The organism is Streptomyces sp. NPDC006385, from assembly GCF_040612485.1.
Classification (GTDB): domain Bacteria; phylum Actinomycetota; class Actinomycetes; order Streptomycetales; family Streptomycetaceae; genus Streptomyces.
This window is the reverse complement of sequence record NZ_JBEXQG010000083.1, coordinates 17,325-32,363: the sequence shown is the minus strand read 5'-3', so window position 1 is coordinate 32,363 and position 15,039 is coordinate 17,325. Positions and strand designations below refer to the sequence as shown.

Here is a 15,039-nt window from a genome sequence, read left to right as displayed (position 1 = left end):
CGTCAAGACGGCCGGGGTGCAATCGACCCACTACGGCGTGTCCGCCGTGAAGGAGGTGCCGTGTCTTGACGCCGGCCACTGCGGGCGGACACCCCCCGGCACGTCCCCTTCCCGCTGTACGCGACTGCGGGTCGTGCGGGTACGCCAGCCCATACGCCCGCTCGTCCCCGGCCGGGCGGCTCAGTCCGGTCGTCCAGCCGCAGGCCGCCGCCCGGACCGTGGTCTCACGGCCCACTCGCTCAGCGTCGGCTGACTACGGCGCCTTGCCTCGTCCGCTTGGCTGTGCGCACGCGCTCTGCGGCGGCGGCTGCCCCATCCGTCCGGTCGTGCGCAGCCGTATCGGCTGTGGTGCTGGGGGCGGATCGCCGAGCCGCGCGGGCAGTCGCCCAGGACAACGGCCTCCGCCCCATCCGTTCAGCCTCGCCCGGCGCCCTCTCCGTAGCCGCGGGCGGGGCCCGTAGCGCCGGGCTGCGCGGCCCACCCTCGCCCAGCGTGTCGCGCCGGGGGGCCGGTAAGCGCGCGGTGTTCGGGGTCAGCGGGCCGTTGCCGTCACCCGTTCGGTCTCGATGCGCTTGGCCAGGGACTCCTCGTCCAGAGAGTCGAGGTGGCGGCACAGGACCACCGAGCCGTCGGTCGCCAGTGCCGCGTACAGCCCGGCGTTGAGGCCCTCCCAGGTGTCGTACGGCAAGGCGGACAGGATCCGTGAACCCGGGCCCGTGAGGCCCAGTGCCGTCGCCTCCGCGCGGGCGCGTTCGACCACCTCGGCGCCGCTGAACTCCCGGCCGGCCACGATCAGCGCGGGATCCTCCGGATCGACCGGCGCGTACGGGGCGAAACGGTCCCCCTGGCTCGGCACCTCCACGGCGTAGTCGACGAAACCGGCCGGCGGCTGCGGGAAGCGGCCCCCCAGCGGCCGTAGCGCCAAGGCGACCCGCTCGCCCCGGCACGCCCGCGCGGCCTCCAGCGTCTCCGGTCCGCTCACGACCACGTCGGCCGCCGCGGGATCGCCGCCCACGTCCGCGATCGTGCCCACCGACGAACACGCCAGCAGCCACACCGCCGTCTGCCAGTGCGCGGGCAGCAGCAGCGTGACCCGGTCGCCGGGCTCCGCCCCAAGGTCGCCCTGGAGCAGATTCGCGGTCTTGGCCACCCAATTGGCGAAGGTGGCCACGGACAATTCGACGCGTTCCCCGGTGGCGTCGTCGTAGAAGGTCACCAGGGGTCGTCCGGGATCCGCGGCGAGCGCGGAACGCAGCAGGTCGGCAGGGGTGCGATCGGTGGCGTTCACCTGCGCAAGAGTACGCCGACGCCGGGCTGCGCACCCCCCGTCGGGGGCACCCTCCCGCCACCGGTTCGGGGGAAGCGCGGCCCGACGAGCCGTCAGTTCATCGATGGACAAGTTTGTGTGGATATGTCCAACATCGTGAGTATGCGTGGATTCCTTGCTTCCTCGATCGGTGTCACGTGCGCGGCCGCTCTCGTTCTCCCGCTCACCCCACCCGCCCTCGCGGCGACCGCGAGACCGGCGCCCGGCGCGGAAGTGGCCACGCGCGGGGCGACGGTGGCCACGGCGAGCCTCGGGGCGGGTGCAGAGCGCCGTACGGCAGCGCCGACGGTGCGTCCTGAGGGCACCGAGCCCGCCGTCCCCGGCAGCACCCAGTCACTGCCCCTCGCCCCCCTCACCCATGACCGCGTCGCCGGCGCCCCCGTCGAACAGGGCCTGTCCCGGCGGGACGTACCCCACTTCTCCCTCGTCGGCGTCGTCTGGGACGACCCGGACGCCGAACTGCACGGCCGCGTCCAGGTCCGCACCCGCGCGGCCGGCACCGGCATCTGGTCCGACTGGCAGGACGTGGAGACGCACAACTCCGACCACGCGGCCGACCCGGGCACCGCCGAACGCACCTCCGGCCGAGTCCGCGGCTCCACGGCGCCGTTGTGGGTCGGGGAGTCGGACGGCGTGGAGGTACGGGTCACCGCGGAAGCCGTCCCGGTCCGGTCCAAGGAGGCCGTACGGGGCAGCGGCGAACCGACCGCTGACCCGACGCCGGCTCCGTCGGCCGACACCGAGGTCGTCTCTCCGCTGCCCGCCGGCCTCCGCCTCGAACTCGTCGACCCCGGCGACGCCGCCCCCGCGCCGGACGACCCCGCCGGCGCCCCCCGTCCCGGATCCCTGAAGGCCGAGAGCGGAGAGACCGCCGAGACCCTCGCCGCCTCCTCCGCGGCCGACGCCGCCGCCTCCGCCGCCAACGTCGAACTCGCGCCCCTCGGCGCCGCCGAGATCCCCGCACTCGGCCGGGCCGAGACCGAACGGGAGCTGTTCGCCCTGCGCGGCACCGAGTTGACGAAGGAACAGCGGGCGAAGCCGTACATCGGGCCGCGGCCGCGCATCGTCACGCGGCGCGGCTGGGGCGCCAACGAGCGGTGGCGGGAGCGGAACTTCGCCTACACGAAGAAGGTGAAGGCGGCCTTCGTGCACCACACGGCGACCGGTGACCGGTACCGGTGCTCGCAGGTGCCCTCGCTCATTCGCGGTATCTACCGCTACCACGTCAAGAGCATGGGCTGGCGCGACATCGGCTACAACTTCCTCGTCGACAAGTGCGGAAACATCTACGAGGGACGTGCCGGGGGAGTGGCGAAGCCGGTCCTGGGTGCCCACACCCTCGGTTTCAACTCCGACAGCATGGGGATCGCCGTTCTCGGCAGTTACGGCACCACCAAGCCGTCCGGTGCCGCGGTGCGGGCCATCGCCCGGCTCACGGCCTGGAAGCTGGGCCTCTTCGGCATCAATCCGCGCGGAAAGACATACCTGAAGTCCGGCGGTGGCAATCTCTACCGAAAGGGAAAGAACGTACGACTGAACGCGATCTCCGGCCATCGGGACGGCTACTCCACGGAGTGCCCGGGATGGCAGCTCTACCGCAAGCTCGGCACGGCCCGCACCACGGCGGCCCGCTACCAGGGACGCTGAGGCGGGGCGGAGCCCGAGGGGGGCGGAGGGGGAGTCGGAGGGGCAGTCGGAGGGGCAGTCGGAGACAGGAGGACATGCGGGGGCTGGGCGGAAGGATTGCCGCACTGCCGTCGAGGGCGCCGTACAACGGACTGCATACACTGGCCGGCCGAAAGACAGTTCGGCCGGTCCCGGCAGGAAGCAGAGACGACAGGTGACAGAAGCGATCCTCCTGGTCGGTGGCAAGGGCACTCGGCTGCGTCCGCTCACCGTGCACACGCCGAAGCCCATGGTCCCGGCGGCCGGGGTGCCGTTCCTCACGCACCAGTTGGCGAGAGCGAGAGCGGCGGGCGTCGAGCACATCGTCCTGGCGACGTCGTACCTGGCCGAGGTGTTCGAGCCCTACTTCGGCGACGGCTCGGCGCTCGGACTCCACCTGGAGTACGTCACGGAGGAGGAGCCCCTCGGCACGGGCGGCGCGATCCGCAACGTGGCCTCGCGACTGCACTCCGCGCCCGACGAACCGGTCCTGATCTTCAACGGCGACATCCTGACGGGCCTGGACATCAGGGCCCTGGTCCGTACGCACGAGACGACGGGCGCGGACGTCTCCCTCCACCTCACCAAGGTGACGGACCCGAGGGCGTACGGCCTGGTCCCCACGGACGACACGGGCAGGGTGACGGCGTTCCTGGAGAAGCCGCAGACTCCGGAGGAGATCGTCACCGACCAGATCAACGCCGGAGCGTACGTCTTCCGCCGCTCGGTCATCGACACGATCCCGGCGGGGCGGCCGGTCTCCGTCGAGCGCGAGACCTTCCCCGACCTCCTCGCGGCCGGGGCTCACCTCCAGGGCATGGTCGACTCGACGTACTGGCTCGACCTGGGCACCCCCGCCGCCTTCGTCCGCGGCTCGGCCGACCTCGTCCTGGGCCGGGCCCCTTCCCCCGCGGTCCCCGGCCGCTGCGGCGACCGCCTGATCCTCCCCACGGCCAGCGTGGCCCCCGACGCCAAGCTGACCGGCGGCACGGTGGTGGGCGAGGGCGCCTTCGTGGCCGAGGGCGCGCGCGTCTGCGGCAGCACGATCCTCCCGGGCGCCGTCATCGAACCCGGCGCGATCATCACCGACTCCCTCATCGGCACCCGCGCCCGCGTCGGCGAACGCTCCGTCCTCACCGGCACGGTCATCGGCGACGGCGCGGTCATCGGCGCCGACAACGAGCTGAGGGAGGGCGCACGGGTGTGGTGCGACGCGCGGATCCCGGCGGGCGCGGTGCGCTTTTCGCCGGACGTGTAGAGGGACGGCGGGGCGTCCGGCCGACCGATGCGGCGCCGGTCCGCTGCTTTCAGCCCGTCCGGCGTTTGAGGACGAGGCCCGTTCAGGGCCGAAAGCGGGGGTCTGGGGGCCGCGGGCCCTCAGGGAGCGGCGGGGGTCGAAGGGGCGGCGCCCCTGGCTGGGGGGAGGGGACGGGTAGGGGCGGCAGGGGCGAGACAAACGACGCCAACGGCATCGCACCCGCACCGCACCCGCACCCGTCACAACCTCCCGATATCCCCCCGAGCCATCCGCGGAGCCCGCCGCTCCGGAATCCGCCCGCCCAGCAGAATCAACCGAGCCGCCCGATGCCGCTGCCCCGCATACGGCTCCAGCAACTCCAGCATCACCGAGTCATCCGCGTCCCGATCCCCGGCCAGCGCCCACCCCACGATCCCCGGCAGATGCAGATCCCCCACGGTCACCGCGTCCGGCGCCCCATGACTGCGCTGCACCACCTCCGCCGACGTCCACGGCCCGATCCCCGGCACGACCTCCAGCCGAGCCTGCGCCTGAGCCGGAGGCATCCGCACCGCCTCCTCCAGCCGCGCGGCGACCCGCACGGCCCGCAGGACCGTGGACGCCCGCTTGTCGTCGACCCCGGCCCGATGCCACTCCCAGGACGGGATCATCCGCCAGGTCTGCGCGTCCGGCATCACACACATCCGCCCGGGCGCGGGCCCCGGCGCCGGCTCCCCGAACTTCCGCACCAGCAACCGCCACGCCCGGTACGCCTCATCGGTCGTGACCTTCTGCTCCAGAATCGACGGAATCAACGACTCCAGCACCAACCCGGTCCGCGTCAGCCGCAGCCCCGGCCGACGATGCCGGGCCAGCGCCACCAGCCGATGCCGCGGCACGAAGACGGACGGATCGTCGGCGGCCCCGAGCAGCTCCGGCAACCGCTCCAGCAGCCACTCGGCCCCCGGCCCCCACGCCTCACCCCGTACGCCGGTACCCCGCGCGGTGACCCGCAACGTCCCGGGCCCGACAGGAGTACGGGTGGCCCGCCACACGGACCCGTCCGGCATCGTCCGGAACGTCGGATCCCCCGGCCCACGCCGCAGGGGTCCCAGCACGAGCCCGAGATCGATCGGCTCGTCCGGCACCCACGTCCGCACGCGCGCGGGAGCCGGAGCCTGACGCGGTATCCCCGTGGGCACGGCGACCTGCCCACCGCGCACAGTCGTACGCGTGGGTCGCGGAGCGAATCGTCCTGCCACGGATGACGTCCTAGGGGTGCGGAGAGGGTCCTGCGAGCGTCGGTGCCGGAGGGCTTCTCCGTGCGCTCGGCGCCGGAGAGGGCCATGACCGTGTGAAACCGAGGGTCCCTACGAGCGTAGGCCCAGCGCGGCGTCCGTCAGCGCACCTCGACGAAAGCCCCCGCATCCCGCTCCGGACGAGGCCGCGGCTCCTGCGCCGGATGACCGACCGCCACCGCCCCCATCGGATCCCAGTCCTCCGGCAGTCCGAGCACGTCGCGCACCACATCCCGGCAGAACATCGTCGACGACACCCACGCCGAACCCAGCCGCTCCCCGGCCAGCGCGACCAGAAAGTTCTGCACTCCGGCGCCGGTGGCGACGACGAACATCTCGCGCTCGGCCCCGTCCCGGCGCGCGTCGCCGTACGTGTGCGAGCCGTCCATGACCAGGCAGGGGACCACCAGGTACGGCGCTTTCCGCAGCACGTCCCCGCGTCGCACCCGCTTGGCGATGGACTCCTCGCTCCTGCCGTCCCGTCGCAGATCGGCGATCCACGCGTCCCGCATGGCGTCCAGCAGCCGCGTCCGCGACTCCTGCGACTCCAGCAGCACGAACCGCCACGGCGTCGTGTGATGCGGCGCCGGCGCCGTCAGGGCCGCCGCGACCGCTCTACGTACGGCCCCGGGGTCGACGGGCTCGTCCGTGAAGGCCCGTACGGTACGCCGCTGGGTGACCGCCTCGCGTATCGCCTCCGACGTCCCCAGCCGGAACATGTCGTCACGCGCGCCGCGCACCAGAGCCCGCGCCCCCTCCGCGTGCTCCTCGGCCACCACGTGCGCCAGCCCGCGCACCACGGCGACAGGCCGGCCGGCGGCCTTGCCCTTCACCAGGTCACCGGCGGCGGCGAGTTCGTCCGCCGTCGCCACGACGGTCGCACTGAGCGGATTGCCGTACGTGTCCTTGCCCCCGCGCAGATCGTCCAGCACGCGCACGCCGGCGGCGCCGATCGCCACGTCCGTGAGCCCCGCGCGCCAGGGGCGTCCGAAGGTGTCGGTGACGACGACCCCGACCTGGACGCCGAGGGCGTCCCGCAGGCCGTCGCGGATCGCCCGCGCGGACGCGTCGGGGTCCTCGGGCAGCAACAGCACCGTTCCGGCCGGGGTGTTGGAGGCGTCGACCCCGGCGGCGGCCATCACCAGTCCCTGCCGGTTCTCGACGATCCGGAGGGCACCGCGGCGTGCCACCACCCGTACCGTCTCCGCGTCGATCGCGGCCTCCCGGTCGGCCGCCTCGACGATCCGCCCCTCCGCCTTGGACACGATCTTCGAGGTGACCAGGAGCACGTCCCCGTCGGCGAGGCCGGGTTCGGCGGCCGCGATCAGCTTCGCGAGGTCGTCGCCCCGCTGGACCTCGGGAATCCCGGAGACGGCCCAGACCCGGTAGCCGTCCGCAGACATGTCGCTCAAGCGCCCCGCACCTCCTCGGCCAACGTCAGCGCCTCCCGGGCCATCCGCGCCGCCGCGTCGACATCGGTCATCATCAGCGGTACGGCCCGGCAGCGGATCCCGGCCGCCTCGACCCGCTCGACGGCACTCGCGTCCACCGTGTCGACGAGCCAGCCGTCGAGGAGCCCCGAGCCGTAGTGCTCGGCGACCGCCGCGGCCGTCGACTCCACGCCGACCGCCGCGAGCACCTTGTCGGCCATCCCGCGCACGGGCGCGTCCCCGACGATGGGGGACAGGCCCACCACCGGCACCCCGGCGTCGGCGATCGCCTCACGGATGCCGGGCACGGCGAGGATCGTGCCGACCGAGACGACCGGGTTGGACGGCGGGAAGAGGATGACGTCGGCCTCGGCGACGGCCTCCAGGACGCCCGGCGCCGGCTTGGCCTGTTCGGCGCCGACCGGCACGATCGCCTCCGCCGGCACGGAGGCCCGCAGCCGCACCCAGTACTCCTGGAAGTGGACGGCCTTGCGCTCACCGTCCACCTCGACCGCGACATGCGTCTCGACGCGGTCGTCGGTCATGGGGATGAGACGGACCCCCGGCTTCCAGCGGTCGCACAGCGCCTCCGTCACCGCGCTCAGCGGATATCCGGCGCCGATCATCTGCGTCCGCACGATGTGCGTGGCGAAGTCCCGGTCGCCGAGCCCGAACCACTCCGGCCCCACGCCGTACGCCGCGAGCTCCTCCTTGAGGTGGAAGGTCTCGTCGGCCCGGCCCCAGCCCTGCTCCTCGTTGATGCCGCCGCCGAGCGTGTACATCACCGTGTCGAGGTCCGGGCAGACCTTCAGCCCGAAGAGGTGGATGTCGTCGCCGGTGTTGCCGATGACCGTGATGTCCGCGTCCGGCGCGGCCCGCTTCAGACCGCGCAGGAACCGGGCACCACCGATGCCGCCTGCCAGAACCACAATGCGCATGGAAGCAGTCTTGCAGGCGGGTACGACAACGCGTCAGGCAGTCACCGGACGCGGCTCGACACGCGCCTCGCAGGCCCGGCCGGTGTACATCGGCATCTCGGTCAGGCCCGGGTGGTACACGTGCAGGCTCACCGCCGGCTCCAGCGCGTCGTTGACCACCTCGTGCAGATGACCCGGCGCGAACACCCGCTGCGCGCCCGCCGCCAGCACGCGTGCCCCGCGCTCCGTGCGCTCGGTCAGCGTGCCGTCCAGGACGGTCAGGACGCCGGAGGACCGGCCGTGGTCGTGCAGGCCGCTGCCCTGTCCGGGGACCCAGGACAGCAGCCACACCTCGTAGCCGGGGCCCGAGCGCAGTCGGTGGTACCAGCGCGTGGTGGCGTCGTACTGGACGAGGTGCTCCCACTGGGAGCGGTCGGCGGCGATGGAGCGGGCCAGGCCGACGAACTCGGCGACGGTGGCCGGGTGCTCACGTGGTGCCTGGAGGAGGTGCGGGACTTCGAGGATGTCGCCGGCGATCTGGAGGTCGCTGTCGCTGTTCATGGGGTGCGGTGGTTCCTAGGCGGAGAGTTGCGGGGGATGGCTGGGTGTCGCGTACCGTCCGCCCGGGTCACGGGTGACGGGAGTGCCCTGGTCCGGGCGTGGGAACAAGCAGCCGAGTCGCGGTGGACTCAGGGACAGCCGGAGCTCGTTGGGCTCAACAGCTGGGACAGCAACAGCAACAGCAACAGCTACAGCGAGCGCGGGCAGCACCGTGGGACCCGGCGGTGCGGGTCGAGGTGAGTGCCGAGTTCGCGAGCATGCCCATAAGGACATCGGTTCATGCCTTCGGTGTCAACTCGACGCCCGGTGATGTGGCACATGTTTCACCTCATCCGGTCCATCTGGGTGATGAAAGGTTTGTGCATGGGGTTGCCGGGACACATGGCGCACAACCGGGAGCGCATGGGCGTCGTTGCGATCCTGTGATCCGAATGTGATCCGGTTCGCTTCTCCGCACACGTGCAACGGGATCGAACTTCTGGGCGTCCTTTTCCTTGCAGGCACTGCGTGGGGTCGGATGCCCTCCCGGGCCGCTGCCTGCTTGTCAAGGTTTATGCCGATTTGAACACTTTCCGCTAGGCCTTGGTTCCGCAGAGTGAATAAGGGGCTCAATAGCAGATCTCGGCTTGACTCGCCCGGAGCAGCACACTTGTAATTTCACTCGTGTCGTTCAGCCGAAATCGGTAACGGCAACATCACGGGGACGCGAAAGACAGACGAGGGGCGCACATGACCGAGCTGGTGCAGCAACTGCTGGTCGACGACGCGGACGAGGAACTCGGCTGGCAGGAGCGCGCGCTGTGCGCCCAGACCGACCCCGAGTCCTTCTTCCCCGAGAAGGGCGGCTCCACCCGCGAGGCCAAGAAGGTCTGCCTCGCCTGTGAGGTCCGCTCCGAGTGCCTCGAGTACGCCCTCGCCAACGACGAGCGATTCGGCATCTGGGGCGGCCTGTCCGAGCGTGAGCGCCGCCGACTGAAGAAGGCCGCCGTCTGACTAAACGGCTCACATCCGCACGTACACGCGTCACGTACGGCCCGTCGCAGGTGGGTTATCCACAGGCGGCGGGCCGCCTTCATACCCAGCCGATAGTGTGGTCGCTCGTCCGAGACGCCCCGCTGTCCCCCAGGGGCACAGGCGTCCACCGCAGTCCATCGAACCGGGGCCCGTACCTCGATGTCCGTGCACAGCCACCCGGCAGCCCATCACGACGCCGCTGCCGCACCTGAGTTTCCGCGTCATGTGGTGACCGCGGTGCTCGTCTCCCACGACGGCGCCCGCTGGCTGCCCGACGCGCTCGCCGGGCTGCTCGGCCAGGAGCGACCCGTCCAGTTCGCCGTCGCGGCCGACACCGGCAGCGCCGACCAGTCCGCACAGCTGGTCACCGACGCCCTCGGCGACGACCGCGTACTGCACCTCGCCCGCCGTACCGGATTCGGTCAGGCCGTCGAGGAGGCCAACCGCACCGCCCCGGTCCTCACCCCGGACGAGCTGACCTACCTGAAGCGGCCGAGCGGCTGGGACCCCGTCACGCGCACATGGCGCGACGACGCCTACGACCTGCCCGAACTCCCCCACGGGGAGCCGGTGCAATGGCTCTGGCTCCTGCACGACGACTGCGCCCCCGAACCCGACGCCCTGGCCCAGCTGCTGCGCGTCGTGGAGAACGAGTACGAGCTGGGCCGCGACGACGTCGCCGTCGTCGGCCCCAAGCTGCGCGGCTGGTACGACCGCCGACAACTCCTCGAGGTCGGCGTCACCATCGCCAACTCCGGGCGCCGCTGGACCGGCCTGGACCGCCGCGAACAGGACCAGGGCCAGCACGACCACGTCCGGTCCGTGCTGTCCGTGTCCACCGCCGGCATGCTGATCCGGCGCGACGTCTTCGAACAACTCGGCGGCTTCGACCGACGCCTGCCCCTGATGCGCGACGACGTCGACCTGTGCTGGCGTGCCACGGCCGCCGGTCACCGCGTCCTCGTCGCCCCCGAGGCAGTCGTACGACACGCCGAGGCGGCCTCCCGCGAGCGCCGCACCGTCGACTGCGTGGGCCGCACCGCCGCCTCCCCGCACAAGGTCGACAAGGCGGGCGCCGTCTACACCCTGCTCGTCAACACGCGTACGGCCGTCCTGCCCTGGGTGCTGCTGCGCCTGGTGCTCGGCACGGTCCTGCGGACGCTGGCCTACCTCGTCGGCAAGGTCCCCGGCCAGGCCCTCGACGAGATCCGCGGCTTCATGGGCACGCTGCTGCGCCCCGAGCGGATCATCGCCGGACGGCGCAGGCGCGGAACCCCCGTCGTCGACAAGGGCGAACTGCGGGCGCTGTTCCCGCCGCCCGGCGCGACCGTGCGGGCCACCGTCGAACAGGTCGCGAGCAACCTCGTCGGCCGCGCCGACCCCGAGATCGCCTCCGGCGCGGGACGGCACGGTGGCGCGATCGAATCCGGACCCGGCGGCGACGATGCCGACTTCCTGGAGATCGAGCAGTTCGCCCGTCTCAAGCGCATCGCCCGCAAGCCCGGCCCGGTGCTCTTTCTGGTGCTGCTGCTCGTCTCGCTGGTCGCCTGCCGCGGGCTCCTCGGCGGCGGCGCCCTCGCGGGTGGCGCCCTGCTGCCCGCCCCGGCTGACTCCGCCGAGCTGTGGTCCCGTTACCTGGACGCCTGGCACCCGGTGGGCGCCGGCGGCACCCCGTCCGCGCCGCCGTATCTCGCGATCGTGGCGCTGCTCGCCTCCGCACTGCTGGGCTCGACCGGGCTCGCGGTCACGATCCTGCTGGTCTGCTCGGTGCCGCTGGCCGGGCTCACCGCCTACTTCGCCTCCCGCCCGCTCGTCGAGTCCCGCCTCCTGCGCGCCTGGGCGGCCGTCGTCTACGCCTTCCTGCCCGCCGCCACCGGCGCCCTCGCCGGCGGCCGCATCGGCACCGCCGTACTCGCCGTCCTGCTGCCGCTCATCGCCCGCGCGGGCATCGCCGCGAGCGGCCTGGCGAACGGCAGCGAGGCGCGCGGCAGCTGGCGCGCGACCTGGGCGTACGCGCTGCTGCTGACGATCACCACGGCCTTCACGCCGATCGTGTGGCCGATCGCGCTGCTCCTCGGCCTCGCACTCCTGGTCGTCCGGCGTGCCGACATCCTCGCGTACGGCCTGCGCTTCCTGGCCCAGTTCGGTGTGCCCCTGCTGGTCCTCGCGCCCTGGTCGCTGTCGCTGCTGCCGTTCGGCTTCTTCCAGGAGGCCGGTCTGGCGTACGGCGCCTCGTCCGCGTCCGCCCTGGACCTGCTCGGCGCCAGCCCCGGCGGTCCCGGCACCGTCAGCGGACTCATGCTCATCGGTGTCGTGCTGGCGGCGCTGGCCGCCCTGCTGCGCTCCGAGCGTCAGTTGGGAATCCGAACCGCCTGGGCGGTCGCCCTGGTGGGCCTCGTCTTCGCGGTCCTGTCCAACAGCTCCACCTGGGCCGGTCCCGCCACCCTCGTCTACGGCCTCGCCCTCCTGGCCGCCGCCCTGCTCGGCGCGGACGGGGCACGCTCGCGTGTCGCCGAGCAGAGCTTCGGCTGGCGCCAGCCGGTCGCCGCGCTGATCGCCTTCGCCGCGGCCGCGGGCCCGCTGCTCGTCGCCGCCGGCTGGATGATCCGCGGTGCCGACAACCCCCTGGAGCGGCGCGACCCCGTGCAGGTGCCCGCCTTCGTCGCCGAGGAGAGCGGCACCCGCGACCAGGCGCGCACCCTCGTCCTCGACAGCGACTCCTCGGCCCACGTCGGCTACATGCTCGTCCGCGGCTCCGGCGCCCGCCTCGGTGACGCCGAACTCGCCGCCGCCGACGGGGAGAACGCCAAGCTCGACAAGATCGTCGCCAACCTGGTCGCCGGCTCCGGCGCCGACCAGGCCGACCAGCTGGGCGCGTTCGCGGTGCGCTACGTCCTCGTCCACAAGGGCGCGCCTCGCGAGGTCACGCGCGTGCTGGACGCCACGCCCGGTCTGTCGCGGCTGAGCGAGCAGCACGGCAGCGCGTTGTGGCGGGTCGACCGGCAGGTGTCGCGTGCGGCCATCGTCCCCGGCTCCGAGTCCGAGGCGGGGACGGGGGCCGGCTCCGGTGAGCCGCAGCCCGTCGCCGCCGGGCCCGTCGAGATCCACACCACCGTTCCGAGCGGCCCCGAGGGGCGTGTCCTGCGCCTGGCCGACAGCGCCGACGAGGGCTGGACGGCGACCCTGGACGGCAAACCGCTCACCCCCACCACGGTCGACGGCTGGGCGCAGGGCTTCGAACTGCCCGCCGGCGGCGGCAAGCTGGATGTCACCTACGACGACCCGATCGGTCACACCGCCTGGTTGTGGGTGCAGGGCTTCCTCGCCGTGGTCCTCGTCGTCATGGCCCTTCCGGGACGCCGCCGCGATGTCGACGACGACCTGCCCGAGGAGCCGGCCGTCCCGGCCGAGGCCATGGCCGGCGAGGGCCGACGGGCCCGCCGGCTGCGTGCCCAGGCCGAGGCCGAAGAGGCCGGGCAGGGCGGGGAGTTCCCGTCTCCTCCCGCTGAGGGGGCGTCCGCGGCGATTCCGCACCAGCAGTCCTCTGGGGAGTGGGACACGCCCAGGTACGCGGGCGCCGACTACGGCACCTACAGCGGCGAGCAGTACCAGGGCGGCCAGCAGTACGCCGCGGGCGGCGCCTACGACCAGACGTACCAGGCGGATCCCTACCAGGGCGGCCAGTACGACCCGTACGCGTACGGCGGGCAGTCCTCCCCGGGTGCGTACGACCCGGCGTACGACGCCGCGTACGACCAGACGTACCAGCAGGGTTACGACGCCGCGTACGACCCCGCGCAGCCGCAGCAGCCCGGCAGTGAGCGTTCCGACGGGAGCCAGCAGTGAACCGCACGACCCTGTCCCTGATCACCGGTGTCACCGCCCTCGCCGCCGTCACCGGATTCGCGGCCCTGACCACGCCGGACGCGCCCGGCACGGACACCGCCAAGACGGCCGCCGAGTTGCCCGTGGAGCGTACGAGCCTGGTGTGCCCGGCGCCGAGCACCTCGGACCTCGCCGAGACGACGTACACGTCGTTCACCCCCGCCACGAAGGGGACCGGGAGCGAAGGGAAGGCCGAACTGCGCTCCGCGGCGCAGCAGTCGGGCGCCGGGGCGGGCGGCGAGGACAAGAAGGCCGACGGTGGCGGCAAGGCCGGGGAGGCCGGTAAGACCGGTGAGGCCGGCAAGCCTGTTCTCAAGGCCGAGGAGCCGGGTGCGCCGGTCACCGGGGAGGCGTCCGGGGCCGACTCGCCGGCACTCATCGGGACCGCCGACGGGAAGTTCGCGCCGGGTTGGACCGTGCAGGAGACCACGGAGGTCGCCGCCGGTTCGGGGCGTGGTCTGCAGGGCGTCAACTGCACCGCGCCGGACACCGAGTTCTGGTTCCCCGGCGCCAGCACGGCGGCCGACCGCACGGACTACGTGCACCTGACCAACCCCGACGACTCGGCCGCCGTCGTCGACATCGAGCTGTACGGCAAGGACGGTGTCCTCGAGACCACGGTGGGGGAGGGGATCACGGTGCAGCCGCACTCCGGTGAGCCGATCCTGCTGTCCACGCTCACCCGTGAGAAGCAGGACAACGTGACCGTGCATGTGAGCGTGCGCAGCGGCCGGGTGGGGGCCTCGGTGCAGGCGCTGGACGACAAGCTCGGCGGGGACTGGCTGGCCGCGGCCGCCGATCCCGCGGGGAGCCTGGTGCTGCCCGGCATACCGAAGGACGCCAAGGCCGTGCGGCTGATCGCCTTCACGCCGGGGGACGCCGACGCGGACCTGAAGGTGCGGCTCGCCTCTCCGTCCGGGGCGATCACGCCTGCCGGGCACGAGACGCTGCACGTCAAGGCGGGGATGACGAGTGCGGTGGATCTCGGGGACGTCATGCGGGGGGAGCCGGGATCGTTGGTGCTGACGCCTTCGGAACGGTCCGTGCCGGTGGTGGCCGCGCTGCGTGTGGTTCGTGGTCAGGGTGCCAAGCAGGAGACCGCGTTCATTCCGGCGACCCGGCCGGTGGGCACGCGCGCGACGGTGGTGGACAACAGGGCCAAGGGCACGACGCTGTCCGTCGCGGCACCCTTCCGGTCGGCGGAGGTCAAGGTGACGGCGTCGGCGGGGAGCGACGGTGGTACGGCGGCGTCGAAGACGTACACGATCAAGTCCGGGACCACCCAGGATGTGGAGGTGCCGGTGCCGAGCGGTCTGAAGGGCACGTACGCGCTGACGGTGGAGTCGGTGTCGGGCGGGCCGGTGTACGCGGCTCGGACGCTGGCGGTGTCGGCGGAGGGCGTGCCTGGATTCACGGTGCAGACGCTGCCGGACGACCGGGGGATGGTGGCTGTGCCGGAGGCGGATGAGGATTTGGCGGTGCTGCAGGAGTAGCGGGTGCCTTTGGTGGTCGGGCCAGGGTGCCTGCGGCGGCCTCTGCGGGTTCGGTGGGGGTGCGGGTTGATGCCTGTGGCGCCTGTGCGGGTGGGGTGGGGGCGTGCGTAGCGCCTGCGGTGGGTTGTGGGTCGGGGACGTGCCGGGCGGACACCGCCCGGCTCCCCCCTGCCGCCGTGGGCGCCTGCGGGACCGTGGGGGTACGCGCCCTC

At 72.7% G+C, this 15,039-nt stretch carries 10 protein-coding genes; 5 read left to right on the top strand and 5 right to left on the bottom strand.

The genetic code is table 11. The features are described 5' to 3' along the window. Positions 1-532: 532 nt before the first annotated feature. Complete coding sequence (locus ABZ078_RS38185; RefSeq protein ID WP_356583133.1) at positions 533-1,288, bottom strand: TIGR03089 family protein; 756 nt, start codon at positions 1,286-1,288, stop codon at positions 533-535. A gap of 141 nt (positions 1,289-1,429) precedes the next feature. On the opposite strand from ABZ078_RS38185, the gene ABZ078_RS38180 reads away from it, so the two are divergent. Beyond that, complete coding sequence (locus tag ABZ078_RS38180) at positions 1,430-2,974, top strand: peptidoglycan recognition protein (RefSeq protein WP_356583132.1); 1,545 nt, start codon at positions 1,430-1,432, stop codon at positions 2,972-2,974. A gap of 193 nt (positions 2,975-3,167) precedes the next feature. After that, positions 3,168-4,250, top strand: a complete 1,083-nt coding sequence (locus tag ABZ078_RS38175; RefSeq protein ID WP_356583131.1) for an NDP-sugar synthase — start codon at positions 3,168-3,170, stop codon at positions 4,248-4,250. A gap of 239 nt (positions 4,251-4,489) precedes the next feature. Here ABZ078_RS38175 and ABZ078_RS38170 read toward each other — a convergent pair whose 3' ends face one another. The 4 genes from ABZ078_RS38170 to ABZ078_RS38155 form a co-directional block, all read right to left on the bottom strand. Then, complete coding sequence (locus tag ABZ078_RS38170) at positions 4,490-5,491, bottom strand: DNA-3-methyladenine glycosylase 2 family protein (RefSeq protein ID WP_356583130.1); 1,002 nt, start codon at positions 5,489-5,491, stop codon at positions 4,490-4,492. A 137-nt stretch (positions 5,492-5,628) separates the two neighbouring features. After that, positions 5,629-6,930 (bottom strand): coenzyme F420-0:L-glutamate ligase, encoded by a 1,302-nt coding sequence (locus ABZ078_RS38165; protein ID WP_356583135.1) that lies wholly within the window; start codon positions 6,928-6,930, stop codon positions 5,629-5,631. 5 nt (positions 6,931-6,935) lie between these two features. Beyond that, positions 6,936-7,895 carry a 2-phospho-L-lactate transferase gene (gene cofD, locus ABZ078_RS38160; RefSeq protein WP_356583129.1) on the bottom strand — a complete coding sequence of 320 codons (960 nt, stop codon included), beginning with the start codon at positions 7,893-7,895 and terminating at the stop codon, positions 6,936-6,938. 33 nt (positions 7,896-7,928) lie between these two features. Next, positions 7,929-8,435: a cysteine dioxygenase family protein gene (locus tag ABZ078_RS38155; RefSeq protein ID WP_356583128.1), complete on the bottom strand. Its 507-nt coding sequence runs from the start codon at positions 8,433-8,435 to the stop codon at positions 7,929-7,931. A gap of 729 nt (positions 8,436-9,164) precedes the next feature. Between ABZ078_RS38155 and ABZ078_RS38150 the strand changes: the two genes are divergently transcribed. From ABZ078_RS38150 to ABZ078_RS38140, 3 genes are all read left to right on the top strand, one after another. Continuing rightward, positions 9,165-9,428: a WhiB family transcriptional regulator gene (locus ABZ078_RS38150; protein ID WP_003975777.1), complete on the top strand. Its 264-nt coding sequence runs from the start codon at positions 9,165-9,167 to the stop codon at positions 9,426-9,428. Between the two features lie 180 nt (positions 9,429-9,608). Then, entirely contained in the window at positions 9,609-13,295 is a 3,687-nt protein-coding gene (locus ABZ078_RS38145; RefSeq protein WP_356583127.1) for a glycosyltransferase, read from the top strand. Then, positions 13,292-14,827 (top strand): DUF5719 family protein, encoded by a 1,536-nt coding sequence (locus tag ABZ078_RS38140; protein ID WP_356583126.1) that lies wholly within the window; start codon positions 13,292-13,294, stop codon positions 14,825-14,827. Before ABZ078_RS38145 ends, ABZ078_RS38140 begins: the two co-directional genes overlap by 4 nt. The last annotated feature ends 212 nt before the right edge of the window (positions 14,828-15,039 follow it).

Bases quoted from the DNA above. Each gene is read 5' to 3' on its own strand.
- ABZ078_RS38180 (WP_356583132.1), top strand. From the start codon at position 1,430: ATGCGTGGATTCCTTGCTTCCTCGATCGGTGTCACGTGCGCGGCCGCT.
- ABZ078_RS38165 (WP_356583135.1), bottom strand. From the start codon at position 6,930: ATGTCTGCGGACGGCTACCGGGTCTGGGCCGTCTCCGGGATTCCCGAG.
- cofD (WP_356583129.1), bottom strand. From the start codon at position 7,895: ATGCGCATTGTGGTTCTGGCAGGCGGCATCGGTGGTGCCCGGTTCCTG.
- ABZ078_RS38155 (WP_356583128.1), bottom strand. From the start codon at position 8,435: ATGAACAGCGACAGCGACCTCCAGATCGCCGGCGACATCCTCGAAGTC.
- ABZ078_RS38150 (WP_003975777.1), top strand. From the start codon at position 9,165: ATGACCGAGCTGGTGCAGCAACTGCTGGTCGACGACGCGGACGAGGAA.
- ABZ078_RS38145 (WP_356583127.1), top strand. From the start codon at position 9,609: ATGTCCGTGCACAGCCACCCGGCAGCCCATCACGACGCCGCTGCCGCA.